Below are 24,383 nucleotides of genomic sequence, written 5' to 3'. Positions count from 1 at the left end.
ATCGACGGATTGGTCGAAAGCCGCGCCGGCACCGGTGTTTCCGGGCTGCTCGGCGGTACCGGACGCGGGCGCGTCGGTCGGTTCGGATGTCACGCTCGTCTCCTGGCGGTCGATTCGTTGTCCCGGTCCCGTTCCGGCAGGGCGGTTCGCATGGCGAATCCGGCGATCAGCGCGGGAGCGGAGCGGTAGTAGTGCGCAGTTGTCCGGTACGGCCCCTGAGCTGCAAGCGCCGCGAAGGCGGCGACCCAGGTGCGGACCTCGTGCCCGGAGTTGCCCGCCGCCTCGGTGATCCCCGCGTTGGACCAGTTGTCGAACTCGCCGAGCCGCCCCTGATCGAGGATGTCGAGGAAGCGCCGGTCCCACTCCGGGTTGAGCGGCCGCAGCCCGCCGCGCCCGGCGGCGAATTCGCGCGCGGCTTCGATCACCCTCTCCTGCCGCGCGTTCCGCTGCTGCGGGGTCATCTGCCCGCCGTGCACGATCCGCTCCAGCACCGGCCCGGTGGCCGTGGCGAGTGCGGGCACGGGCGGGTCGTGGGAGAGCCCACCGGAGCCGATCACCAGCACCCGTTCGTCCAGGGTCGCCAAGTGCGCGCCGACGGCCGCGCCCAGCGCACGGGCGCGACGCAGCGGCCCCAGCGGCACGGCCACCGAGTTGACGAAGATCGGGACGACCGGCCGCGCGGTCGCGGCGCCGAGCAGCCGCTGCAACGGCTGCACGGTCCCGTGATCGACGTCCATCGTCAGCGAGACCGCGACGTCGACCCCGGCGGCGAGCACCGCCTCGGCCAGTTCGGTAGCCCGCTCGGCGGGGACGTCGAGCGGTCCGGCGTGCGTGCCGTAGTCACCGACTCCGCTTGCCGCCGTCGCGATACAGAACGGCGGCATCAGCTTGTAGAAGAACCCGTTGTAGTGATCGGGCGCGAACACCACGACCAGTTCGGGGTCGAAGGCGCGCACGAACCGCGCCGCCTCGTCGAGCGCCGACTCGATGTCGTCGAGCAGCTCCCGTTCCGGGCCGGGGAGATCAAGAAGAGGGCTGTGCGAGACGCAGCACAGGGCCAGCGGCATCGTTTCCTCCCTGCAGCAAGTCGAGAGTGTCGAGCAGGTCGGCGCTCAGTTCCGGCGCCAGCTGCGCGATGGACGCGCCCGCCACACAGCGGTCGGGGCGCAGGAACAGCACCGAGTCGCGCTGGCCGTCGAACCAGCGTTTCAGCGCTCCGGTGCGGTCGCCCACGACGACGACGTCCGGGTCGTCGTGGCCGGTCCAGTGCAGCTGGGTGGACGGTCGAGCTTCGAAGAACCGCGCTCCCAGGGCTTTCCACCGTTCGAACGCCGTCGCGCCGAGCACTTTGCGGGGCCGGTTGTTCCAGCACAGCACGGCGAACCATGGGCCGAGCACCTCGTCGAGCCGCACGTCGGCGCGGTCCCGGGTGTCCACCCGGGGCTGCACGAACAGGGTGCCGACCGACGACGCCGGTGAGCGGGACCAGTCGTGCACTACCGCGCCGCGCTCGTAGCGCGGCATCGGCTTGAACCGCATGCCGAGCACGTAGCGCTGCACCGGAGGAATCGCGGCCGCCGCGCGAACCAGCGCGTCCCGCACCGCCGCGACCTTGCGATCGGTCGGCGAGATCACCCGGCCGACCATCGTCGACAGATCGATCATGGCTCTGGCGTGCTTTCGCCGTTCCAGGTCGTAGCTGTCGAGCAGAGCGTCGCCCGCTTGCCCGCCGACGACCGCGGCGAGTTTCCATCCGAGGTTCGCCGCGTCCCGGATGCCGCTGTTGTAGCCCTGCCCCTGCCACACCGGCATCAGGTGCGCGGCGTCGCCGGCCAACAGCAGGCGGCCGCGCCGGAAGGCGCCCGCGATCCGGGAATGGTGCGTGTAGACCCGGCGCCGGATGACCTCGAGCCGCTCGGGATGCGGAACGAACGGCGCGACCATCTTCGCCACGAACGCCGGATCCTCGGCCAGTTCGTCGGGCTCGTCGTCGTGGATCATGAACTCGAAGCGCCGGATGCCGTGCGCGATCGACACCGACACGTTCGGCCGCGCCGGATCGGCGGCGACCTCGATGTTCGGGTGTCCCAGCGGATCCGAGGCGAGATCGACCACCAGCCAGCGAGTCGGCGACGTCGTCCCTTCGAACGAGACCCCCATCTGCCGCCGCGTGGCGCTGCGCCCGCCGTCGCAGCCCACCACGTATCGGGCGGTCATCACGGACGGCCCGCTGTCGGTGGCCAGTTCGACCGTCACCTGCCCGCCGGAGTCCGCACACGAGGTCATGGCCGTCCCCCAGGCCACCTCGACCTGCGGGAAACGGTTCAGTCCGGCAAGCAGTTCGGCGTCGACCATCGGCTGGACGAACCCGTTGCGTTTCGGCCAGCCGAACTGCTCGTCGGTCGGTGCGATCTCGGCCAGGAGCCTGCGGCGGCTGTCGACGAACCGCATGATCTGGTTCGGCGTGGTGTGCGGCAGGATGCGGTCGACCAAGCCGATCGCCTGGAACGTCCGCAGCGACTCGTCGTCCAGGCCCACACCGCGCGGATAGTCGATGAGCGTCGGGCGTTCCTCGACCACCCGGGTGCGCACCCCGTACATCCCGAGCATGTTGGCCAGCGTCAGACCCACCGGGCCCGCGCCGACCACGAGCACGTCGACGTCGGTCGGCGTGGTGGGAGAAGTCTGCTCGACCACGGTCAGCCGCCCAGCAGGAAGTCGAGGTGCAGGGCGTTGAAAGACTTGGCGTCCTCGTACTGCGGCCAGTGCCCGCAGTCGGGCAGAACCTCGAATCGCGCACCGGGGATCATCGACGCGATCCGCCTGCCCTCGGCGACGTCGGCGGTCGGGTCGTCGCTGGTCCACAGCACGAGCGTCGGCGCGGTGATCCGGCCGTATTCCGCGGGCCCCAGCAGGTTTCGCTGCCGGATCTGCGGGTCCTGCAACGCCATGATGTCGCGCATGGCCGTGACGAAGCCGGGCTGCCGGTAGATGCGCTGCCTGCTGGCGACCACGTCGTGGTAGTCCTTCGACTTGTCGGCCATCAGCCACTTGATCCTGGCTTGCACCGTCTCCCAGGCGGGGTCCGCGGCGGCCGCCATCGATAGCGTGACGATGCGCCGCATCACCTCAGGGTCTGCCTGCGATCCACCCGCGGTGTTGAGCACCAAGCGCTCGACGCGCTCCGGATGGTCGATCGCCACGCGGGCGGCCACCCAGCCGCCCAGCGATTCTCCGCTGACAGAGGCGCGCCGCACGCCGATCGCGTCGAGAAATCCGATGACGTGCTCGACGTAGTGCGAGATCTCCAGCGGATGGCCGGGCTTGTCGGTGTAGCCGTGCCCGAGCATGTCGATCGACCACGTCCAGAAGTGCGCCGCGTGCGACTCGAGATTGCGGACATAGGCCTCGGCATGCCCACCGGACCCGTGCAGCAGAACGAGAGCCGGGTAAGTGGGATCGCCCGCATGTAGGTAGCGGGTTCGGACGCCGCCGACATCCAGGTATCCCTGTGTGAAAGGGACGCCCTGGAGATCGCTCCAGATGCTCTCGTATTCCGGCAATTCGTTACCTCCGTAGAACCCGGCCTGTGCGCCGCCGACGCGGCGTTTGTGGCCCGATGCCTTTCGCTGTGCTCAGATCTCGACAGATTTGCCGGTCGCCGCGGCGTATCCGGCGCGGAAGCCCCACACCATCCCGGGACCGATGGTCCCGCCCGCTCCGCCGTAGGCCCGGCCGGTCACACCGGCCATGGCGTTGCCTGCCGCGAACAGACCGGGGATGACCGCCCCGCTGACGTGCCGGACCCGGCCGTCCCGGTCGGTTCGCGGCCCGCCCTTCGTTCCCATCGCGCCCACGGTGACCGGCACGGCGTAGTAGGGGGCGGTGTCGATCGGGCCGAGGGTGCGACCGGCGACGGTGGCGGCGCGCTCGTCGCCCCACCAGCCGTCGTAGGCGCTCGAGCCGCGCCCGAAATCTGGGTCGGCCTCGGCGGCGACGTGGCGGTTCCACGCGGCGACGGTCGCGGCGAGCCCGTCGGGATCGATGCCGGTCCTGGCCCCGAGTTCGGCGAGATCCGCGGATTCGCAGAACCATTCGGGCACCGGGTCACCGGGGGCGACGCCGAGGAAGCCGTACCGGCGCAGGTGGACGGCGTCGAAGACGATCCAGCCGGGGTCGTTGACGTAACCGCCCTTGGGATCGAGATAGTGAAAGGCGCCCGCCATCGAGTTGTACTCCGACGCCTCGTTGACGAACCGCTTGCCCGCGCGATTGACCATGATGCTGCGCGGGCGCGTCCGCTCCAGGCGCACGCTACGACTGCGCGGCTTGCCGTCGATGGTGTCGCCGGGAATCCGGACGATCGGTACCCACCAGGCTTCGCTCATCGTGCCGAGGTCCGCGCCGTGCGCCATCGCCATGCGCAGCCCGTCTCCGGTGTTGTTCGGCGGCGAGACGGCGCCGTGCATGGGTCCGCGCAGATAGGAGCGGACCAGGACCGGGTCCCACTCGAAGCCGCCGGTGGCCAAGACGACACCGCCGCGCGCCCGGACCGTCGATTCGCCTGCGGCCGTGACGATCCGGACCCCGCTGATCGCCCCGTCCTCGGCGATCAGTTCCGTCGCCCTGACCCTGGTCCGTGGTACGACTCCGGCGTCGAGCACCCCCGCGAGCAACCCCGCGATGAGGGCGGTTCCCGCCACACAGAGATCGGCCGACTCGTCGGCGACCGTCGCGTGCAGCCGGGCCCGCGTCTCGGCGTCGAACCCCACGTTGCTCCAGTCCGCGGGGAAGGCGGTGATGCGATCGCGCCATTCGCCGAGCCGGGCCGGATCGAACGCGACGGGGCTCAGCGATCGCCCGCCGCCCGGCCTGCCGCCGGGCAGTTCCGGCTTGTAATCCGGGAAGCCCTCGGCGATCTCGAAACGCACACCGCTGTGCGCCTCGACGAAGTCCACCATCGCCGAACCGGTGCGCACGAAGACCTCGACCAGCTCGTCGTCCATCGAGTCCAGGGATTGGGCGTGCAGGTAGCTCAGCGCGTCGGCCACACTCAGCGGTCCGTCGGCGCAGCGGTCGTGGGCGGGGATCCACGCGATCCCGCCCGAGACCGCGCTCGTTCCGCCGACGGTGGCCGCTTTCTCGAAGACGGCCACCGACGCCCCGTGCACCGCCGCACTCAGTGCGGCGGTCAGGCCGGCGGCGCCGCTGCCGAGGACCACGACATCGACCTCGACGTCCGCCGTCGTGGCGGATCGTTCCTGCTGCTGCGAAGGCACTGCGCGATTTCCTTTCGGCTGGACGGGCAAGCCCCGGGCCCCCCGATCCGCTCATCCGAGCCGAACACGGCGGGCGCTTCGAAGCCCTCACCGGGCGAGAACCCGGGAGCCGGGACCGCGCGCGGATTCGGCGTGGCGCGGTCGACCCCGAGGCTTCCGCCCGGAGGAATGCGTGTGGGGGAACCGCGGGTCCGACCGGGACGGGCGGATGCTTCGAGCGGCCTACCAGCGGCGCCCGAGGTTCGCGAGACCTCCATTTGCAACTGAGAAGAATGGTATTCTCATCTAGCGGATGTGGCAATCCTTTCGCGGATCAGATGTTTCTGCACCTTGCCGCTGACCGTCCGCGGATAGTCCTCGACCTCGAACAACCGCTCCGGCCACTTCTGACGGGCGATGCCCGCCGCCGCGAAGTGCGCTCGTACCTCGTCCACGGACGGCAGCGCGTGCCCCGGACGGATACGCAGCACCGCGCCGACCGCCTCCCCGAAGCGCTCGTCGGGCACGGCGACGACCACCGCCTCGGCGACCGCGGGCAGCTCGGCGAGCACCTCCTCCACTTCCAGTGCGCTGACGTTCTCGCCGCCGCGGATGATCACGTCGGACTTGCGGTCGGTGATCGTCAGGCAGCCGTCCGTGCCAAGGACGCCGATGTCGCCGGTGTGATACCAGCCCTCGTCATCGAAAGCGTGGTCGGTGAGCAGGTCATCGGTATAGCCGAGGCACAGATCGGGCCCGCGGCTGAGGATTTCGCCGTCGTCGGCCAGCCGGATCTCGACACCCGGCATCGGCCTGCCGTCGGTGGCGAGTCGTTCCCACTCCGGAGCCGTGTACCGCGACGCGGTGATCGACGGGTGTTCGGTGCTGCCGTAGGCGCGGAAGGGGATGAGGCCCATATCCGCGAGCCTGCGAGTCACCGAGACCGGGACCGCGGAGCCACCGAGTCCGACGTACCGGACGTGGCGGAGATGATCGGGGGTGAAATCGGGGTGATCGAGCAGGCTGGTGACGAAGTAGGGCGGTCCGCCACCCACCGAGAGACCATCGCTGCGCATCAGGGCCAGCGCACGGCCGGGATCCCAGACATCGGTCAGATGCACCGGCCTGGCGTGCAGCACCGGGATCAGGAACGCCGCGACCATCCCGATGAAATGCCCCACCGGGGTGGCCGTGAGCTGCTTGCCCCGATCCAGCTCGTTGCGCTCGGCGAGTTGCCTGGCTTCACACCCCAGCGTCTGATGGCTGTGCACGACGCCCTTCGGGGCGCTCGTGGTTCCCGAAGTGAAGGCGATCAGGGCCGGACTCGCCGGATCCACCGCGATCACCCCCGCCATCGGCTCGTCGGCGAGCAGCTCCTCGAAGTCGATCTCCACCAGGCCGACCAACGGGACCCGGGCGCTGACCTCGGGGTCGAAGCTCAGCTTGCCGAACCGGTGCACCGTGATGAACACGGCAGGCCGGACGACGTCGAGAATGTGCGCGACCTCCTTGCGGCCGTAGAAATGGACGATCGGCACCACCACCGCGCCGAGCAGCGCGGCGCCCCAGAAGGTCGCCGCGGCCTCCATCCAGTTGGGCAGCTGGAACGCGATCGCGTCACCCGGACGCACTCCGCGCGCCCGCAGGCCCGCGGCCAGCCTGCGAGCCACCCGCTCGACATCGGCGAAGGTGCCCGACCACGGGCGCACATCGGAATGGACCCGGAACTCGACGCCGGGAGCGGCCCCGAGCCCTCGGCTCAGCAGCTCACCCAGCGTCTCCTGCCGCCACCAGCCTTCCCGCTCGTAGCGGGCTCTCAATTCCTCGGGGACCGTTCGCATCTCGACTCTCCCTCACTACACGGACACGGCACGCGCGCGACCTTTCGACATCGGCGGCAACAACCGGCTCGCAGGGCCGCACCGGCCGACGGGCCGGAACAGCCCGCGCTCGTGATCGACGGAAATATCATTCTCCAAATACGAAAGTAATACATCCAACACAGCCGCTCCGGAGTTGCTGGAAATAGACCGCTCCACACGGAAGGCGTACCGCAACTCGCGGTCGCCGACGAGATCCACGGGAGCGCGGGGAAGCTTGCAGGGAAACTTTCGGTAGAGTACCGTTCTCATCAACGGCGAGGACAATTCTTGCCGAACGAGACGGCGGGTCGACCACAGGCTCGGCGAGCGAGCCATGCGCCCGGACAGCCCCGGCTGCGAGGCCGCCGGCCGGTGCACGGCAGACCGACCGCCTGCCCATCCCTGGCTCACCGCAGCGCGTGCGCCTCGGCGTTCCGGCAGACGCGTCATCCGTCGTCACCGCGTGGCCGTCGTGGCCATCGAAGAGAACGGAAGGTTCAGCTGTGGGACGTGTCGAGGGCAAGGTCGCGTTCATCACCGGCGCGGCACGCGGGCAGGGCCGCAGTCACGCGGTGCGCCTGGCCGAGGAGGGCGCCGACATCATCGCGGTCGACCTCTGTGAGGACATCGCGACCATCGGCTACCCGCTGGCGACGCCGGAGGACCTCGAGGAGACCGCGAACCTGGTCGGCAAGACCGGGCGGCGCATCATCGCCGCGAAGGCCGACGTGCGCAACGCCGACCAGTTGCAGTCCGCGCTGGAGAACGGCATCCGCGAGCTGGGCAGGCTCGACATCGTCGTGGCCCAGGCGGGTATCGCGGGCATGAAGGGCGAACCGCAACTGCAGGCGTGGTCCGACGTGATCAACACCAACTTGATCGGCACAATCAACGCGATCCAGGTCTCGCTGCCACACCTCGCCGAGGGCGCTTCGATCATCGCGACCGGCTCCACCGCCTCGCTGATCGACATCTCGAAGATCGACCAGCCGGGTAAGGATCTCGGCGGCATGGCGTACGTGCACTCGAAGCGGGCGCTGACGGCCTACGTCTACGAGCTGTCGCGGCATCTGGCCCCGCGCGGCATCCGCGCCAATGTCGTACACCCGACGAACTGCAATACCCCGATGCTGCAGAGCGAGCCGATGTATCGCTCGTTCCGTCCCGACCTCGAGCATCCGACCCGCGCCGACGCCGAACCGGCCTTCGGCGTGCAGCAGGCCATGCGCATCCCGTACGTGGAGCCCGAGGACATCAGCAACGCCATCGTCTACCTCGCCTCCGAAGAGGCCAGATACGTCACCGGCCTGCAGATTCGGGTGGACGGCGGCGGCTATCTGAAGTGGTACGACTACCACATCTGATCGGCGTGCCGGCCCGCGAACCCACGACGAGTGCGGAGGAATATCAGTGAAGGTCCGAGTCGATCCGGATCGGTGTCAGGGACACACCCTGTGCGCGATCAACGCACCGGCGGCATTCGAGCTGAGCGACGTCGACGGACACGCGACGGCCATCGCGGGCGATGTCCCGTCCGATCAGGAGGAGCAGGTGCGTGAAGCCGTGCGATCGTGCCCGGAGCGCGCCATCTCCCTCTCCTGAACGCCCCGTCGCCGCCGTGCCGGCGCGCCGAATTCCGTAGCAGCAGAGGAACATCATCGTGAGCATTGACGACGCAGTCGCCGATCAGGACCGCAAGAAGAACCGGTACCACTTCGACCGGCATACGCCGGAATACCGGCACCGGTTCCAGGAGATCACCGAGGAACTGCACGCGAAGTGCCCGATCGCGTGGAGCGACACCTACGACGGTCACTGGGTGGCCAGCGGCGGCAACGCGGTCTTCGAGCTCGCCCGCTGCCCACACGTCTCCAACGATCACGACCTGCACGGAGAGCGGAAGGGCTACAAGGGAATTTCCATTCCGCCCGCCCGGCGCGCGCAGGTCGTCCGTGGCGGCATGCTGGAGATGGACGATCCGGAGCACCGGCTCTACCGCCAGGTGCTCAACCCCTACCTCTCCCCCGCCGCGGTCCGGCGCTGGGAGCCGGTGATCGACGAGATCGTGCGGGCGAGTCTGGACGAGAAGATCGAGAGCGGGCGGATCGACTTCGTCGATGATCTCGCCAACGTCGTCCCCGCCGTGCTGACCCTGGCCATGCTCGGGATTCCGTTGCGGCAGTGGTCCCTCTACAGCGAGCCGGTGCACGCCGCGGTGTACACGCCGGAGGATTCGCCCGACGCGGCGCGGGTGGCCGAGATGCACCGCGCGATGGGCATCGACCTGCTGACCAACCTCGCCGAGATCAAGCAGAACCCGCGCCCCGGCCTGGTGCGCGGGCTGACCGAGCTGCACATCGACGGCGAGCCCGCGCCGGACATCGAACTGCTCGGAATGCTCGGGCTGATCATCGGCGGCGGATTCGACACCACCACCGCGCTCACCGCGCACTCGCTGGAATGGCTGTCCGACCACCCGGACCAGCGCGAGCTGCTGAGCCGCGAGCGCGAGGCCCTGCTCGACTCGGCCACCGAGGAGTTCCTGCGTTTCTTCACGCCCGCGCCGGGTGACGGGCGCACCATCTCGGCCGACTGCGTCGTCGAGGACACCCGCTTCGAAGAGGGTGAGCGCCTGTGGCTTTCCTGGGCGATGGCCAACCGCGATCCCGCGATCTTCCCCGATCCCAACGAGGTGGTCCTGGATCGCAAGGGTAACCGGCACTTCAGCTTCGGTCTCGGCGTGCATCGCTGCATCGGGTCGAACGTCGCGCGCACCGTGTTCAAGTCCATGCTCACCGCTGTGCTCGACCGGATGCCCGACTACCGCTGCGATCCCGAGGGCACCGTGCACTACGAGACCATCGGGGTCATCCAGGGCATGCGGCACCTGCCCGCCACCTTCACGCCGGGACCGCGCCTGGGCGCCGGGCTGGAGGAGACCCTGGAGAAACTGCAGCGGATCTGTGACGAGCAGCAACTCGCGGCGCCGGTGACCGAGCGTCCCGACATAGCGCGGATCGACTGACGTGTACCTGCGCACACCGGGAGATATGGGATGAGAACGCTTTCCGACGGCATCAGCACCCCCGTCATCGACGCCAGCGTGCACATCTTCTTCACCTCGAACAAGGACATGCGCGGCTTCCTGCGCGAGCCGTTCTCCAGCCGCGGCATCCCGGACGCCGAGATGGATTGGTACGGCGCGCCGGGCGGGGAGTACGCCGAGGGCACCAGGGGGCCCGGCCGCGGGTACCCGGGGTCCGACCCGGACGTGGTCGGCGGGCACCTGTTCGAGACGCGTGGCGTGGACGTCGCGATCCTGCATCCCATGACCCGGGGCGTCCTGCCGGACCGGCACCTGACCACCGCGATGCTGGCCGCGCACAACGAGATGATGGTGTCGCGGTGGCTGGATGCCGGCGCGTACGCCTCCCGGTATCGCGGCACCATCCGGGTGAACCCCGAGGACATCCCGGGGGCGCTGCGCGAGATCGGCAAGTGGGCCGACCACCCCGGCGTCGTCCAGGTCGGTATCCCCTTGCAGTCGCGCGAACTCTACGGCAAGCCGCAGTTCTGGCCGTTGTGGGAGGCAGCGGCCGAGGCCGGCCTGCCGGTGGCGGCGCACATCGAGACCGGCGAGAGCATCGGCTTCCCGCCCACGCCGTCCGGGCACACCCGGACCTACGAGCAGTACCTCGGGTTCATGTCGCTGAACTACGTCTACCACCTGATGAACATGATCGCCGAAGGCGTGTTCGAGCGAATGCCGTCGTTGCGGTTCGTCTGGGCCGACGGCGCGGCCGACCTGCTGACCCCCTTCACCTGGCGGATGGACACCTTCGGCAGGCCGCACCTGGAGCAGACGCCCTGGTCACCGCGGATGCCCAGCGACTACCTGCCCGGTCACGTGTTCTTCGTCCAGGGCAGCCTCGACGGACCCGGCGACACCGAATTCGCCGCCGAGTGGCTCGGTTTCACCGGCAAGGAGGACATGGTGATGTTCGGCTCCAGTTATCCGCACTGGCACTGCGGGGACGTCGACGGGCTCCCGTCCACGCTCACCGCGCGGCAGCGCGAGAAGCTCTGCTGGCGCAACGCGTCCCAGCTCTACGGAATCGACATCGCGGCCGAGCTGGTCACCGATTAGTCGCGAAGAAGGGAGACGACCATGACGCTGGCCCACCAGCAGCACCCCACTCCAGCGCCCGAGCAGGTCGCCGTCCGGGTCGTCGACTCGGACGTGCACCCCGTGCCACGACGCCGGGAACTCGTGGAATACATCCCCGAGCCGTACCGCAGCTCGTACTTCCTCAGTCACCGGGTCGGCGAGACGATCATCTACGACGCTCCCGACTACGCGCACTCCTACGCGATGCGGGTGGACACCTTCCCCGCCGACGGCGAATTCCCGGGCAGTGACCCGGAACTGGCCTTCCGGCAGCTGATCGTCGAGGCGGGCTCCGACATCGCGATCCTGGAACCGACGGTCAAGGCCACCCGGCTCGCCGAAGCCACTCAGGCGCTGGCGACGGGTATCAACCACTGGCAGGCCAACCACTGGCTGGACCCGAAGAACAACTGGCACCAGCGCTGGCGCGGCTCGATCTGCGCGGCCATCGACGACCCGCAGGGCGCGGTCCGCGAGATCGAGCACTGGGCCGGGCACCCGTACATGGTGCAGATCCTGATCAAGGCCGAACCTCGTCCGGCCTGGGGCGATCCGAAGTACGACCCGATCTGGGCCACCGCAACCAAGCACGATCTGGTGGTCAGCTGCCATCTCGGCCGCGGGGCATACGAGACGATGCCCATGCCGCCGGTCGGATTCCCCAGCTACAACCACGACTTCATGGTCACCTATTCGCTGCTGGCGGCGAACCAGATCATGAGCCTGATCTTCGACGGGGTGTTCGACCGATTCCCGGACCTGCGGATCGTGTTCGTGGAGCACGCCTTCTCCTGGATCCTGCCGCTGATGTGGCGGATGGACGCCGTCTACGAAGCGCGCAAGTCGTGGACCGGAATTCGGCGCAAGCCCTCGGAGTACGTCAAGCAGCACATCAAGTTCACCACCCAGCCGCTGGACTATCCCGAGGACAAGACCGAACTCACCCGGGCGTTCGAATGGATGGAGGCGGACAAGATCCTGCTGTACTCCTCGGACTATCCGCACTGGACCTTCGACGATCCCCGCTGGCTGGTCAAGCACCTGCCGCAGCACGCACGCGACCGAGTGATGTACCGCAACGGCATCGAGACCTATCACTTGCCGGAAACGGTGCCCGCCATCGACGGCCAGAGGCGGGTGTTCTGAGTGCCGGACGAATCCGAGACGCCACGGCTGGCGCAGGGGCGCGAACACGTCGTCGCGACCGTCGACGAGATCCCGCCCGGCTCGTCCAAGGTGGTGCCGATCGGCAGGCACGGCGTCGGCGTCTACAACGTCGACGGAACGTTCTACGCCATCGCGAACTACTGTCCGCACGAGGGCGGGCCGCTGTGCGCGGGCCGGGCCCGCGGACGCACCGTCGTCGACGAGTCCGTTCCCGGCGACGCGGTCATGGTGCGGGACAAGGAATACATCTACTGCCCATGGCACCAATGGGGTTTCGAGCTGGCGACCGGCACCACCGCGGTGAAGCCCGAGTGGAGCATTCGCACCTACCCGGTCCGGATCGTCGGTGACGACGTCGTGGTCATGGCCTGAGGCGCCCGCGTGAACAGCGAAAGCGGCGCGGCCCGCGTGTCCTCGGTGGAGATCAACGGTGGCAAGGTCGTCTACGAGATCCTCGGCGATTCCGGCGATCTCGTCGTCCTGACGCCGGGTGGCCGGTTCGGCATGGACGTGCCCGGGTTGCGTCCGCTGGCCGAAGCCTTCGTCGAAGGCGGATATTCGGTGCTGCTGTGGGACCGCCCCAACTGCGGCGCCTCCGACGTGCAGTTCTACGGGCCGACGGAGTCGCACATGCGGGCGCAGACGCTCGACGGCCTGCTCTCCGCACTGGACGCGGGCCCGTGCGTGCTGGCGGGCGGCTCCGGCGGCGCCCGCGACTCGATGCTGACGGCGATGCTCTATCCCGAGCGGGTAACCAAACTGGTGCTGTGGAATATCGTCGGCGGCATCTACGGGATGTTCAACCTGGGCGCCTATTACGTGCTGCCCAGCTTGCAGGTCGTGCGTGGAAGCGGGGTCGCGGGTCTGCCCCGGATGCGGGAGTGGCGCGAGCGGATCGCCCAGAATCCGGCCAATGAGCAGCGCCTGCTGGGCCTGGACCGCGACGAGTTCGTGAAGCTGTCGTTGCGGTGGCTCGGCGCCTATGTCCCGAAGCCGGGCCAGACGATCCCCGGAGTGGACGACGAGATGTTCGACCGCATCCGCGTCCCCACGTTGATCATTCGTGGCGGCGCGGGCGACCTGGACCACCCGAAGCGCACGTCACTCGAGGTGAGCTGCCTGATCGAGGGCTCCACGCTGATCGATCCGCCGTGGCCGGAGGACGCCTGGGAGCGCGCGGTCGAGGATCGCGCGAGCGGAAAAGTGAACCACTACAACTTGTTCGACACCTGGGTGCTGGCGGCGCCCGCGATCCTGAAGTTCCTGGACGGCTGATGGCCGGGCCCGCGCGCTCGATGTCCGGCGCCCGCCCGGGTCCCTCACCGGGTGTGGATGCGGACCTCGCAGTTCAGCGACGCCTCCAGGGCGGTGTGAATCCGGCTCTCGGGCACCCGTTCCAGATCGGATTCGCGCAGCGTCACCGATACCACGTCGAAACCGTCGGCGTCCTGCGCCCGGGTGATCTCGCCGGTCACTCCGAAACCGGCGAGGACGCCGTGCGCGTCGTCATCGGTCCCGCGGCTGACGAAGGTCACCACACCGGCCGCCGGGGTGGTGCCGAACGCCGCGGCGCACACCCGCACCGCCTCGCGCACCGCAGCGTCGGGATCGTCTGTCGCGACCAGCAATTGGACTTCGCGCCGCGCGGCGGGCTTGCCCGCCAGATCGTCGTCCTGCGTCTCGGCCGGAATCGAGGCGGCGTGCGCGGTCAATGCCCGCATTCCGTCCGCCAGCTCCGTCGCGGTGAGCTGCCCGGCCGGGTCGACATTGATACGCAGCACCGCGGTTCTCATGTCCGCAAGCGTAACCGCCGCGATCGGAGAACGCCGTTCCGGTCCACGATCCACCATCAGCCAGAAGAGGTTGCCATGCAAGAAACTGTCGAGCCGGTCACCGGGCTCACCGTGGCCCCGGCGCCCGGCTGTATGCCCCGCCTGCTGCGGGCGGACGGCGACGGCGAAGACCTCGCCGCGTACCGCGCGGCCGGTGGCTACCGGGCGCTCGGCTCCGTGGACACGGTGCTGGCGCAGGTCCGGCACAGCGGATTGCTCGGTCGCGGCGGCGCGGCGTTCCCGATCGCGGTCAAACTGGGCGGCGTCCGGGAAGCCGGGCTGCGCGGGAACGAGACCGTGGTCGTGGCCAACGGGGAAGAAGGCGAGCCCGCCTCGGTCAAGGACAAATGGCTGATGCGCCACCGCCCGCACCTCGTCCTGGACGGAGTGCGGCTGGCGGCCGGAATCGTCGGCGCGCGGCGCGCCTACGTCTACGTCTCGGACCCGCGGTCCGCGCGCCGGATCGACGCCGCCCTGACCGAACTCGACGCGGCCGGACTCGGCGAGATCGCCATCGAACTCGTCACCGTGGCCCCGGCCTATGTCGCCGGGGAGGAGACCGCGGCGGTGCGTGCCATCAACGGTGGCCCGGCCAAGCCCTCGGACAAGCCGCCGCGCCCGTTCGAACAAGGCGTCGACGGGCTGCCGACGGTGGTCAGCAACGTGGAGACCTTGGCGCATCTGCCGTTCGTCCACCGGTACGGCGGTGCGGCATTCCGAGAGGCGGGAACCGCGCAGTCGCCGGGCACCTTCCTGGCCACCGTCGCCGGCGGCGGGCGTCCGCCCGCGCTGTACGAGCTGCCGCACGGCACGCGGTTCGCCGATGTGCTCGCCTTGCACGGCGTGGCGCCCGAGGAAGTCCGCGGCGCTCTGCTGGGCGGCTATTTCGGGGGCATGGTGGATCGTGCGGTGCTGACGGCCACGTTGGACCACGAATCCATCCGCGGCCTCGGCAGCGGCCTGGGGTGCGGGGCGATCTCGTTGCTCACCGGCGAGTGCCCGGTCGCCGTGGCGGCGGCCGTGCTGAACTACTTCGACCGCGAGAACGCGGGCCAGTGCGGATCCTGCTTCAACGGCACCGCGGCGATGGCGGCGGCGACCACCGCGCTGCGCGACGGGCTGGCCACCGCCGCGGACATCGAACGACTGGAGCGCTGGTCGGTGGTGCTGCGCGGACGCGGCGCCTGCGGCACCTTGGACGGAGCGGCCAACGCCGCTGCCACGCTGCTGGCGCGATTCTCCGCGGAGGTCACGGCGCATCTCGAGGGCCGGTGCTCCACCTGCGCCTGCGGTGTCTACCTGGCCGACCGGCCGTTCGACGTGGAAGCGGTGATGCCGGCATGAGAATTCGGCTCGATCGGACGCTGTGCGACGGATTCGGCCTGTGCGCCAAGCACGCGCCCGCGCATTTCTCGCTCGACGACTGGGGCTACGCGACCCTGGAAGGGACCGGCGTCGTGGCGGCGGCAGACCAGGACGGGGTGCTGCGCGCGCTGCTGGACTGCCCCGTGCACGCCATCATCGCCCTACCCGAGCCCGAAACCGACCCTCCCCCGGCGACTTCGGCGCCCGCCTCGGCGGCGGAGCCACTCGGCCAGGAGCAGCCGCGATGAGCGAGCACAGCAGGACGTCGGCGCGCACCGACACCTCGGAACCGGCGACGTCGGCATGTCGCACGGTAGGCCACCACCACTGCGAGAAGAAGGCGGCGCGATGAGAATCGAGGTCGATTACCGCACCTGCGAGAGCAACGGCATCTGCATGGGCATCATCCCCGAGGTGTTCGAGCTGGACGACAAGGACGAACTGCACGTACTGCAGCCGGAGGTGACCCCGGACGTCGAATCGCGCGTGCGCGACGCGATAGCGCAATGCCCGCGCGCGGCCATCTCGCTCATCGAGTGAGCCGTACGAGCGCCCGTCCACCGTCCGGTCGGTACGAAATGGGCGGGCGCGCGGCGGGTTCGCCGGTCAGCGGCCGACATGCGTCGAGGCCACCGACCGGCGGGCCCGTCACTGCCGGGGCAGACCCAGGATGCGTTCGGCGATGATGTTGCGCTGGATCTCCGACGTGCCGCCCGCGATCGTGCCCGCGAAGCTGCGCACGAATCGCTCGAACCAGCCCGGCGCGGTCTCCTCCAGGTTGAACACGCTGTGCCGCGCCGTGATGTCGGGGTGCGGCAGCCCGCTCGGCCCCGCGGCCGCCAAGGCATGTTCGGACCCGCGTTGCACGGCCTCGGAACCCAGCAGTTTGAGCACCGAGAGTCCCGGGCCGGCGTCCTCACCGCGCGCCGCCTTGGCCAGCGCGTCCGATCCGAGCAGACGCAGCGCGTGCGCGTCGAGGACGAGCTCGGCGTAGCGATCGGCGGCCACGGCGGTATCCGGCCGGAAATCGGCCAGCAGACCATCCAGCCGATCCGCGAAGCTGAGCCACAGCAGCGTGCGCTCGTGCCCGAGCGACCCGTTGGCGACCCGCCAGCCCTTGTGCAGCTCACCCACCAGGTTCTCGGCGGGCACCTCGACCTCGGTGAAGAAGACCTCGTTGAAATCGAGGTCCGCCGGGTCGCAGACCGAGGCGAACGGCCTGCAGCGCACCCCGGCCAGATCGGTGGGGATGAGCAGGGCCGAGATTCCGCGGTGCTTCGGCGCGTCGGGATCGGTCCGCACGAACACCAGCAGCACATCGGCATCGTGCGCACCGGAGGTCCAGATCTTGTGCCCGTCGACGACGAAACGGTCGCCGCGCAACACCGCCCGGGTGCGCAGACCCGCCAGATCCGAGCCCGCGTCCGGCTCGCTCATCCCGAGGGCGGCGGTGCGGTCGCCGCGCAGGATCGGTACCGCCCAGCGCTGCCGCTGCTCCGGCGTCCCGAAGGTGATCAGGGAGGCGGCGACGATACCGACACCTTGCGGATTGAAGTTCTCGTAGACGCGCCGCCGGGCCAGTTCCTCGCGGTGCACGTATTGCTGCAGGATCCCGGCATTGCGGCCGCCGAACTCCGGCGGGTTGCCCGGCACCAGCCAGCCGTGCTCGAACAGCAGCCGCTGCCACTGCCGCGCCCACTCCGGGACATGGGCGGTCGATCGCGGGCGCTCACCCGCCGCGGCCTCCGGCGGCAGGTTCCGGTCGAGGAATTCGACGAACTCGGCGCGGAACGCCTCTACATCGTCATCGAAGGTCAGTTGCACGGTACTCCCTCGCAATCGTCGCGCGATGCTCGTCGGCGCCGCCGAGGAGCAGCTCCCCGGCCTTGGCCCGTTTCAACGCGAACTGCACATCGTTCTCCCACGTGTAACCCATGGCGCCGAACAGTTGCAGGCCGTTGCGGAAAACCACCGCTTGGCACTCGCCCGCGGCCGCCTTGGCCATGACGGCGGCCAACTGCCTGCGCGGGTCGTCGGCCGAGATGGTCAGCGCGGCCCAGTAGGTCAGCGCACGGGCGCGCTGGACGGCCACGTGCATGTCGGCGGCCTTGTGCGCGACGGCTTGGAACGCGCCGATCGGCGCCCCGAACTGGCGGCGCACGCGCACGTGCTCGACGACCAGATCCAGCACTCGCTGACACGCGCCGACCATGGTGGCCGCGAGCCCGGTCAGGGCTACCTCCCTGGCGTGGCGCACATCGCGGTGCACTCGGTCGGACGGGCCGACGCGCACCTGTTCCAGCGTCACCTGGGCCACGTGCAGCAGCGGGTCGAACACCGTGATCCGGCGCGCGGCGACCCGGTCGGCGGGGACCACGAACACCCCGGCCCCGGTCGCGACCGCGAACCGCTCGGCTCGGTCGCCGTCGAGCACCTGTGCGGTGCCGTCCAGCGTCCACCCCGCGCCGTCGCGGCGTGCCGAGATGCCGTCGAACACCGCAGAGGCCGCCGTCGCGGGGTGGGCGTCACCGGCCAGCGGCGCGTAGTGGGTCATCGTGGCCAGGTAAGGGGTCGGATCGGTGGCCCGCCCCAATTCCTCCAGCAGGATCGTCAGCTCGACCGTCTCGGCCGGATCGGTGAGCGCGGTCCAGCCCTGGTCGAGATAGACCTTCCACAGGGGTCCGGGATCCGCGCCGCGATCGGCTATGTCCCTGATCAGCGCGGGGGGACAGTGTCTGGCGACCACGTCGCGCACGGTGCCCTGCCACAACCGCTGATCGGAGTCGAACTCCAGCAACATCCGATCGCCCTCCTCGACGACTCTCGGGAACCACTTCCCTCGAACTGCCGCGAGAATATGGTTCTTCAGTAACGATAATAGTAGTTTCAATTCTCAGATGCTAATGGCTGAAGAGGAAGAATGATGATTCCGAGCGAGTATCATGCGGTGATGCATGGTTTGCGGCGGGTGCGAACAGGTCGGCGCGCGGGATGGGGCGGCCATGACTGACGTCGAGGGGCGGCGTGAGCCCGCCTGGAAACAGCGCGCCGTGGAGCGATCGCTGCGCACGGCCAAGCTGCGGGCCGGACAGCGGGTGCAGCGGTTCCTCGACGCCGCGCAGGCGATCATCACCGAGAAGGGCAGTACGGATTTCACGGTGCAGGAGGTCGTCGACCGGTCGCGGCAGTCACTGCGCAGTTTCTATCTGCAATTCGACGGCAAGCACGAACTGCTGCTCGCGTTGTACGAGGACGCGCTGGGCCGCACGGTCGAGCAGATCCGCGCGGCCACGATCAACAGCGGCGAGCCGCTGGACCGGCTGCGCACGGCGGTGGAGTTGCTGTTCCAGCTGTGCCGGCCGGATCCGGACGCACGACGGCCGCTGTTCACTGAGTTCTCACCGCAATTGCTGAGTTCCCATCCGGCGGAGGTACGGATGGCGCACGCTTCGCTGTTCGCACTGTTCGCCGATTTGATGACCGAGGCGCAGGCGGCGGGCAGGCTGACCACCGCGGCCAATCCGCGCCGACTCGCGGCGATGATCATGCATACCGTGATGTTCACCTCGCAGCCCGCTAACGCGGATCCCGAGGCCCGGCCGCTCACTCCCGAGGAGGTCTGGAACTTCTGCGCCCACGGCATCACGGGCCGCCGCTCCGGAACCTGAACGAGAACTATCCTCTCAATTATTGATAACGTGGTTTACACTACCGGTGTGCCCTGGCGGATTCGCGCCACACTTCGAGGAGGTCAGCCGGTGGCTTACGTCATCACCCAGAACTGCTGCAAGGACGCCAGCTGCGTGGCGGCATGCCCGGTGGACTGCATCCGGCCCACGGGTGACGAGCGCGGCACGCAGATGCTGTTCATCGATCCGGAGACCTGCATCGACTGCGGCGCATGCGCCGACGAGTGCCCGGTCGACGCGATCTATTCCGAGTTCGACCTTCCGCCGGAGATGGAACGATTCCGGGAGATCAACGCCGCGTACTTCCGGCACCACCCCCTGGAGCCCGGGATGATCGAGCCGCTGACCAAACGCACATCGATCGAGCCGGGCGCACTGCGTGTCGCCGTCGTCGGCGCGGGACCCGCGGCCTGCTACGCCGCGGCCGAACTGCTGGAGATCGGCGGCGTCGAGGTCGATCTGTTCGAGCGCTTGCCCACCCCGTTCGGCCTGATCCGGGCCGGTGTGGCGCCCGACCACCAGCGCACCAAATCGGTGGTGCGGATCTTCGATGCCGCCTTCGCCGACAGTCGATTCGGCTGCCACCTCAACGTGGAGATCGGGCAGACACTGACCCATGCCGATCTGCTCGCGCACCATCACGCGGTGATCTACGCCGTCGGAGCCTCCGCGAGCCGCGACCTCGGCATCCCCGGGGAGCACCTGCCGGGCCACCACGCGGCCGCCGAGTTCGTCGGCTGGTACAACGGGCACCCCGACCACGCCGGGCGCCGGTTCGACCTGTCGGCGCGGCGGGCGGTCGTCGTGGGGAACGGCAACGTCGCGCTCGACGTGGCCCGAGTGCTGCTGATGTCACCGGAGGACCTCGCCGCCACCGATATCGCCGAATACGCGTTGGAGGCGCTGGCGCACAGTCACATCGAGGAAGTGGTCGTGCTCGGCAGGCGCGGTCCGCGCGACGCCGCGTTCTCGGTGGGCGAGTTCCACGCGCTGGGACATCTGACCGGCATCGACGTGATCATCGAGGGCGGCGACCTCACGGCGCACCCGGACGACGACGTGGAGACGGCGCTCAAACTGGAGATCGCCCGCGAATTCGCCGCGCGCCCGGCGACCGAGGGCCACAAGCGGATCGTGTTCCGGTACCTCACCTCGCCGGCCGAACTCGTCGGCGGCGAACACGTGGAACAACTGCGCACCGTGCGCAATCGGATCGCCGAGGACGGAACATTCCTCGCGGGCTCCCTCGGCGGCGAGACGGATTCGATCGAAACGTCGCTGGTGCTTCGATCCATCGGTTACCAGGGCGATCCGGTCGGCGGCCTGCCGTACGACGCGCGCACCGGCACCGTGCCGAACCAGCAGGGCCGTGTCGTCGGCGATACCGGAGCCGCTCTGCCCGGTGTCTACGTGGCCGGTTGGATCAAACGCGGGCCGCGCGGTGTCATCGGGACCAACCGGGCTTGCGCCGCGGAAACCGTCGCGGCGCTGCTGGCCGATTTCCACAGTGGGGCGCTGGATCGGCAAGTGGGCGACCGGGAAGCGTTGCGCGCGCGGATGATCGAGCGCGGCGCCGATGCCGTCGGATGGACGGGCTGGCGGGCTATCGACGCCGCGGAGCGCGAGCGCGGCGCCGCGGCCACCCGCCCCCGCGTCAAGTTCTTCTCCGTCGATGAGATGCTGGCGGTGGCACGGCGCTGATACCGGCGCACCCGAGGGCGTCGCGGTCGATGCGGCGACGCCCCCGGGCCGTCGGCTCAGTCCGCGGTTTGTCCCGCGCTCCTGGCACGCCACACCGAGACGGCCAGCGTCGAGACATCCAGTGCCTTGCTGAGTTCGATCTCCCCGTTGCCCGCGCGGGCCACAAACGCCTGCACAACCTTGTCCGGATCGTCACTCAGCTCGTACACCGCGAGGTACCGGTGCGCGGGCGCCGCGGCGTTTCCGCCGGGCAGGGCAGCGGGCACGAGCTCGAATCGCTGCCCGCTCGACACGCCCGGCACGGCGACCACCTCGGCGAGGTGCTTGGTGTCGTACCACTCGTTGAACTCCTCGTCCTGCCCCGCCACGGCGTTGGAGAACACCAGCATCTTCGATTCCGCCACGTTTCGCGTCCTTCCGCTCCGTCTCGGCGCCGCGGCGTGGGCGCCGGGCCCGCGTGAGACGATGAGAATAATACTTTCTGATCGTAAGAATATTGCTTGCAGAATGTGCGGGAAACGGCGGCGGGCCGCGCGGGCGCCGCATTGCGGCGGTCGCGCGGCCCGCGGCCGATCAGGAACCGGTCAGTCGCTGGCCGGGAGGGGCTTGGCCTCTTTCAGCGCCAACCGGGTGGTGCCGACGCTGAGCGTGCCCGCTCCGGCCTTCGTCACGAGAATCTCGGCGCCGGAATCGTCGACGTAGCGCTTACCCATCAGATTGCCGTCGGCGAAGTCCACTGCCGGCTCGGCGCCGGTGGCGCGTTCCGCGCCGATCGGGACCATCGGAACACCCCCGGCGCGAAGATCGTCCAGACTGTCCGCGGCCTTCACCACGATCACCTCGGTGTCGCACACCTGACTGCGCAGGCGAGTGCCGTTCTTGACCATTGTCATCCTTTCCTGACGGTGACTACGTAGTGGCGGCGACATCCGCCGCGGGCCGTGGGCCGTACTCCTCGACGAGCTCGCGGCGCAGCACCTTTCCGGTCGGTGTCGTGGGCAGCGAATCCCGGAACACGACCCGGTCGGGCGTGCGGGAGCCGCGCAGCCCGGCCCGGACGTAGTCGCGCAGCGCGGCAGGATCGGGTGTCGCGCCATTGGCGGGCACCACCACCGCCACGATGATCTGGCCCCACTGCGCGTCCTCCACGCCGATGACCGCGACCTCGCGCACCGCGGGATGCTCGACCAGCACATCCTCGATCTCGGCCGGCGCGATGTTCTCGCCGCCGCGGATGATCGTGTCGTCGGAGCGGCCGCCGATGAACAGGTAGCCGTCGGCGTCGAGCATCGCGACGTCCTTGGTCGGGAACCATCCCTCGTCGTCCAGCACCGACCCGATCCCGGTGTACCGGCCGGACACCTGCGGCCCTCGCACGAACAGCTCCCCCGTCGCGCCCGCGGGCAAGACCCGGCCGCTGTCGTCCCGGATCTGCACTTCGACGCCGGGCACCGGCTGCCCCACGGAGCCGAGCCGCCGCGCGACCGCCGGGTCGGCGCAGTGGTGCGCGGCCCGGTGGTCCTCCGGCCCGAGCACCGCGATCGTGGAACTGGTTTCGGTCAGGCCGTAGGCGTTGACGAAACCCACCCCGGGCAGCAGGTCCAGCGCCTTACGTACCAACGGCAGCGCGACCTTCGATCCGCCGTAGGCGAGATTGCGCAGGGTGGGCAACTGTGCGCCGGAGCGCTCCAGTTCGGTCACGATGCGATCGAGCATGGTCGGCACCACGGTCGCGGTGGTGACTCCCGCGTCGGCGACCAGCTCGATCCATCGCGCGGCGTCGAAGTTGCGCAGGTACACCATCGTCCGGCCCGCGTACAGGTTGGAGAGCGCGGCGCCGATACCGGCGATGTGATAGGGCGGCACACAGATCAGCGCGGCGTCCGCGGGTCCGGCCGAGTCGAAGTCGACCGTCCCGGTGATGTAGCTGACCAGATTGTTGTGCGACAGCTCGACCGCTTTGGGCCGCGAGGTCGTCCCCGAGGTGAACAGCACCACGGCCACGTGATCGGGGTCGGGCGGCTCGGCGTCGACGAGCGCATCGGCGGTGGCGGCCGCATCGGCGAATGCCCGCGACCGCATGATCCTGCCGCCGAAGGAGGCGACGATGTCGTGGTACTCGTCGTCGCAGACCACCAGCGGATCGTCCAGCCGAGCGATCAACTCACGCAAGGAGTCGACGCCGAGCCGATAATTCAAGGGCGTGAAGGGAATTCCAGCCCCCGCCGAAGCGAAGATCAGCAGCGGCAGCAGATGGCCGCCTGTCCCCACATAGGCCACGCTCCGTGCGCCGGAGTTCCCGATCACCGCCGCGCCGCCCTGCCCGCGCGCGTTCAGTTCGGACGCGGTCCAGCGCACCTCGTCGCACACCACCGCAGGCCGGTCCGGGTTGCTCGAGGCAGCCATGTCCAGCAAGAGCGAAACGCTCATTCCGCACCCTCTCCGCGACCGCCCTCCGGGCGCGCTACGATATTGGCATTCTCGTTATCGGAGAATAGCATATTCACGCTATGTGACCGCAGCCCGCCGGAACGATCCGTTCCGACCGACCGGGCCGGCGCAACATCTCGGACAACCGCTGCCCCGCCTCGGCCGGAAGCATCCTTCGGCACGGGTGGTCGAACTTCGGCGACAGCGGTCCCTGTCCGCCGCTGCGGACATCTCGCCGATTCGGCAGCTTCATCGAGGTGGCCGACGCGCAAATGGCGACCGGGTTCAATTCAACGCTCCCGGTACGCGATTGCCCGAACCCTCCGCCCAGCCGGAACTGCGGCGTCGCCTCAGCGGGGCTATCGAACAGCGGATCGAAATGACCGTCGCTCAACCCGCACCTGCACCCCAGAGCGCGGACACCTCCTCCGTCCATCCGACTCGTCGCCGCGGGGGGATCCCTGACAGATCGACCCGAGCAGCCATCCGCACTGAAAGCTCCGGCCATCGGACAGTTGCGCGAGCCGAGCACCCACCCAGCCGCCCGACAGTCTCCTCGAGATTAAGTGGAAACAACATTTACGCAGGTTATTGCCCTAACTCGGTACGCCTGAACAGCATGATGCGAGCTGGGTCACAGTCTTATGTGATAACGTCATTCTCATTCCTTGCCCTACCCATCCGGATCGGACGACGGCCAAGTCGGCCCGCGCGATCCGATGCGACGCCGCGGAGGTGGTGATGAGCTCGATTACCGGAAACAACGTGAAGCCGCCACCCGTACCGGACGGCGACGAACGGATCCCGGGCCACGACTCGTCCGGCGATGCCGATGTCGACGAACTCGCGCTGGCCGCCGAGGCGGCGGAGGCGGAGGCACAGGCGGCCGAGGCGCGCGCCGCGGCCGCCAG

The 24,383-nt window shown here is 69.2% G+C and carries 23 protein-coding genes; 12 read left to right on the top strand and 11 right to left on the bottom strand.

The features are described from left to right. Positions 1–89: 89 nt before the first annotated feature. The 5 genes from ON19_RS32635 to ON19_RS32615 all read right to left on the bottom strand — a co-directional run bounded on the left by ON19_RS32635 (position 90) and on the right by ON19_RS32615 (position 7,099). A complete protein-coding gene (locus tag ON19_RS32635; protein ID WP_043701650.1) occupies positions 90–1,067 on the bottom strand; it encodes a 3-carboxyethylcatechol 2,3-dioxygenase in 978 nt (325 codons plus the stop codon). Next, positions 1,024–2,697: a bifunctional 3-(3-hydroxy-phenyl)propionate/3-hydroxycinnamic acid hydroxylase gene (locus tag ON19_RS32630; RefSeq protein WP_043701648.1), complete on the bottom strand. Its 1,674-nt coding sequence runs from the start codon at positions 2,695–2,697 to the stop codon at positions 1,024–1,026. The genes ON19_RS32635 and ON19_RS32630 overlap by 44 nt, the downstream gene beginning before the upstream one ends. A 2-nt stretch (positions 2,698–2,699) precedes the next feature. After that, entirely contained in the window at positions 2,700–3,563 is an 864-nt protein-coding gene (locus ON19_RS32625; protein ID WP_043701646.1) for an alpha/beta fold hydrolase, read from the bottom strand. A 72-nt stretch (positions 3,564–3,635) separates the two neighbouring features. Then, complete coding sequence (locus ON19_RS32620; RefSeq protein ID WP_051169538.1) at positions 3,636–5,279, bottom strand: FAD-dependent oxidoreductase; 1,644 nt, start codon at positions 5,277–5,279, stop codon at positions 3,636–3,638. Positions 5,280–5,560: 281 nt separating this feature from the next. Continuing rightward, positions 5,561–7,099 carry an AMP-binding protein gene (locus tag ON19_RS32615; protein ID WP_043701645.1) on the bottom strand — a complete coding sequence of 513 codons (1,539 nt, stop codon included), beginning with the start codon at positions 7,097–7,099 and terminating at the stop codon, positions 5,561–5,563. 524 nt (positions 7,100–7,623) lie between these two features. On the opposite strand from ON19_RS32615, the gene ON19_RS32605 reads away from it, so the two are divergent. The 7 genes from ON19_RS32605 to ON19_RS32575 are packed head-to-tail and all read left to right on the top strand — an operon-like array spanning position 7,624 to position 13,730. After that, positions 7,624–8,484: a mycofactocin-coupled SDR family oxidoreductase gene (locus ON19_RS32605; RefSeq protein WP_043701641.1), complete on the top strand. Its 861-nt coding sequence runs from the start codon at positions 7,624–7,626 to the stop codon at positions 8,482–8,484. Positions 8,485–8,530: 46 nt separating this feature from the next. After that, entirely contained in the window at positions 8,531–8,722 is a 192-nt protein-coding gene (locus ON19_RS32600; RefSeq protein ID WP_043701639.1) for a ferredoxin, read from the top strand. 58 nt (positions 8,723–8,780) lie between these two features. After that, positions 8,781–10,145: a cytochrome P450 gene (locus ON19_RS32595; protein ID WP_043701637.1), complete on the top strand. Its 1,365-nt coding sequence runs from the start codon at positions 8,781–8,783 to the stop codon at positions 10,143–10,145. Between the two features lie 30 nt (positions 10,146–10,175). After that, a complete protein-coding gene (locus tag ON19_RS32590) occupies positions 10,176–11,267 on the top strand; it encodes an amidohydrolase family protein (protein ID WP_043701634.1) in 1,092 nt (363 codons plus the stop codon). A 21-nt stretch (positions 11,268–11,288) separates the two neighbouring features. After that, entirely contained in the window at positions 11,289–12,434 is a 1,146-nt protein-coding gene (locus ON19_RS32585; RefSeq protein ID WP_043701633.1) for an amidohydrolase family protein, read from the top strand. Continuing rightward, positions 12,435–12,827 carry a Rieske (2Fe-2S) protein gene (locus tag ON19_RS32580; RefSeq protein ID WP_040864065.1) on the top strand — a complete coding sequence of 131 codons (393 nt, stop codon included), beginning with the start codon at positions 12,435–12,437 and terminating at the stop codon, positions 12,825–12,827. 36 nt (positions 12,828–12,863) lie between these two features. Further along, positions 12,864–13,730 carry an alpha/beta fold hydrolase gene (locus tag ON19_RS32575; protein WP_043701671.1) on the top strand — a complete coding sequence of 289 codons (867 nt, stop codon included), beginning with the start codon at positions 12,864–12,866 and terminating at the stop codon, positions 13,728–13,730. A 44-nt stretch (positions 13,731–13,774) separates the two neighbouring features. Here the strand turns inward: ON19_RS32575 and ON19_RS32570 are convergent, their stop codons facing one another. Then, positions 13,775–14,248, bottom strand: coding sequence for a hypothetical protein (locus tag ON19_RS32570; RefSeq protein WP_043701629.1), 474 nt, complete (start codon positions 14,246–14,248; stop codon positions 13,775–13,777). A 75-nt stretch (positions 14,249–14,323) separates the two neighbouring features. On the opposite strand from ON19_RS32570, the gene ON19_RS32565 reads away from it, so the two are divergent. From ON19_RS32565 to ON19_RS32555, 3 genes are all read left to right on the top strand, one after another. Then, positions 14,324–15,631: an NADH-ubiquinone oxidoreductase-F iron-sulfur binding region domain-containing protein gene (locus ON19_RS32565; protein ID WP_043701626.1), complete on the top strand. Its 1,308-nt coding sequence runs from the start codon at positions 14,324–14,326 to the stop codon at positions 15,629–15,631. Then, entirely contained in the window at positions 15,628–15,900 is a 273-nt protein-coding gene (locus ON19_RS32560) for a ferredoxin (RefSeq protein WP_043701624.1), read from the top strand. The genes ON19_RS32565 and ON19_RS32560 overlap by 4 nt, the downstream gene beginning before the upstream one ends. Before the next feature lie 100 nt (positions 15,901–16,000). Next, positions 16,001–16,192 carry a ferredoxin gene (locus ON19_RS32555; protein ID WP_043701621.1) on the top strand — a complete coding sequence of 64 codons (192 nt, stop codon included), beginning with the start codon at positions 16,001–16,003 and terminating at the stop codon, positions 16,190–16,192. Positions 16,193–16,300: 108 nt separating this feature from the next. Here the strand turns inward: ON19_RS32555 and ON19_RS32550 are convergent, their stop codons facing one another. After that, positions 16,301–17,476, bottom strand: coding sequence for an acyl-CoA dehydrogenase family protein (locus ON19_RS32550; RefSeq protein WP_043701619.1), 1,176 nt, complete (start codon positions 17,474–17,476; stop codon positions 16,301–16,303). After that, the gene (locus tag ON19_RS32545; RefSeq protein ID WP_043701668.1) at positions 17,457–18,452 is read right to left on the bottom strand and encodes an acyl-CoA dehydrogenase family protein; all 996 of its coding nucleotides are present in this window, start codon (positions 18,450–18,452) and stop codon (positions 17,457–17,459) included. The genes ON19_RS32550 and ON19_RS32545 overlap by 20 nt, the downstream gene beginning before the upstream one ends. Positions 18,453–18,654: 202 nt before the next feature. Between ON19_RS32545 and ON19_RS32540 the strand changes: the two genes are divergently transcribed. Both ON19_RS32540 and ON19_RS32535 read left to right on the top strand, forming a co-directional pair. Beyond that, positions 18,655–19,320: a TetR/AcrR family transcriptional regulator gene (locus ON19_RS32540; RefSeq protein WP_043701615.1), complete on the top strand. Its 666-nt coding sequence runs from the start codon at positions 18,655–18,657 to the stop codon at positions 19,318–19,320. A 90-nt stretch (positions 19,321–19,410) separates the two neighbouring features. Further along, positions 19,411–21,042: an FAD-dependent oxidoreductase gene (locus ON19_RS32535; protein ID WP_043701613.1), complete on the top strand. Its 1,632-nt coding sequence runs from the start codon at positions 19,411–19,413 to the stop codon at positions 21,040–21,042. A gap of 56 nt (positions 21,043–21,098) precedes the next feature. Here the strand turns inward: ON19_RS32535 and ON19_RS32530 are convergent, their stop codons facing one another. The 3 genes from ON19_RS32530 to ON19_RS32520 form a co-directional block, all read right to left on the bottom strand. Then, positions 21,099–21,446, bottom strand: a complete 348-nt coding sequence (locus tag ON19_RS32530) for a DUF4286 family protein (protein WP_043701611.1) — start codon at positions 21,444–21,446, stop codon at positions 21,099–21,101. Positions 21,447–21,626: 180 nt separating this feature from the next. After that, positions 21,627–21,929 carry a hypothetical protein gene (locus ON19_RS32525; RefSeq protein ID WP_043701609.1) on the bottom strand — a complete coding sequence of 101 codons (303 nt, stop codon included), beginning with the start codon at positions 21,927–21,929 and terminating at the stop codon, positions 21,627–21,629. A gap of 22 nt (positions 21,930–21,951) precedes the next feature. After that, a complete protein-coding gene (locus tag ON19_RS32520) occupies positions 21,952–23,472 on the bottom strand; it encodes a class I adenylate-forming enzyme family protein (RefSeq protein ID WP_051169537.1) in 1,521 nt (506 codons plus the stop codon). Between the last annotated feature and the right edge of the window lie 911 nt (positions 23,473–24,383).

Origin of the sequence: Nocardia abscessus NBRC 100374 (assembly GCF_000308455.1) — a bacterium.
Lineage (GTDB): Bacteria > Actinomycetota > Actinomycetes > Mycobacteriales > Mycobacteriaceae > Nocardia > Nocardia abscessus.
Note: the sequence above shows the minus strand (reverse complement) of the source record. Positions and strands in the feature narration are given on the sequence as shown.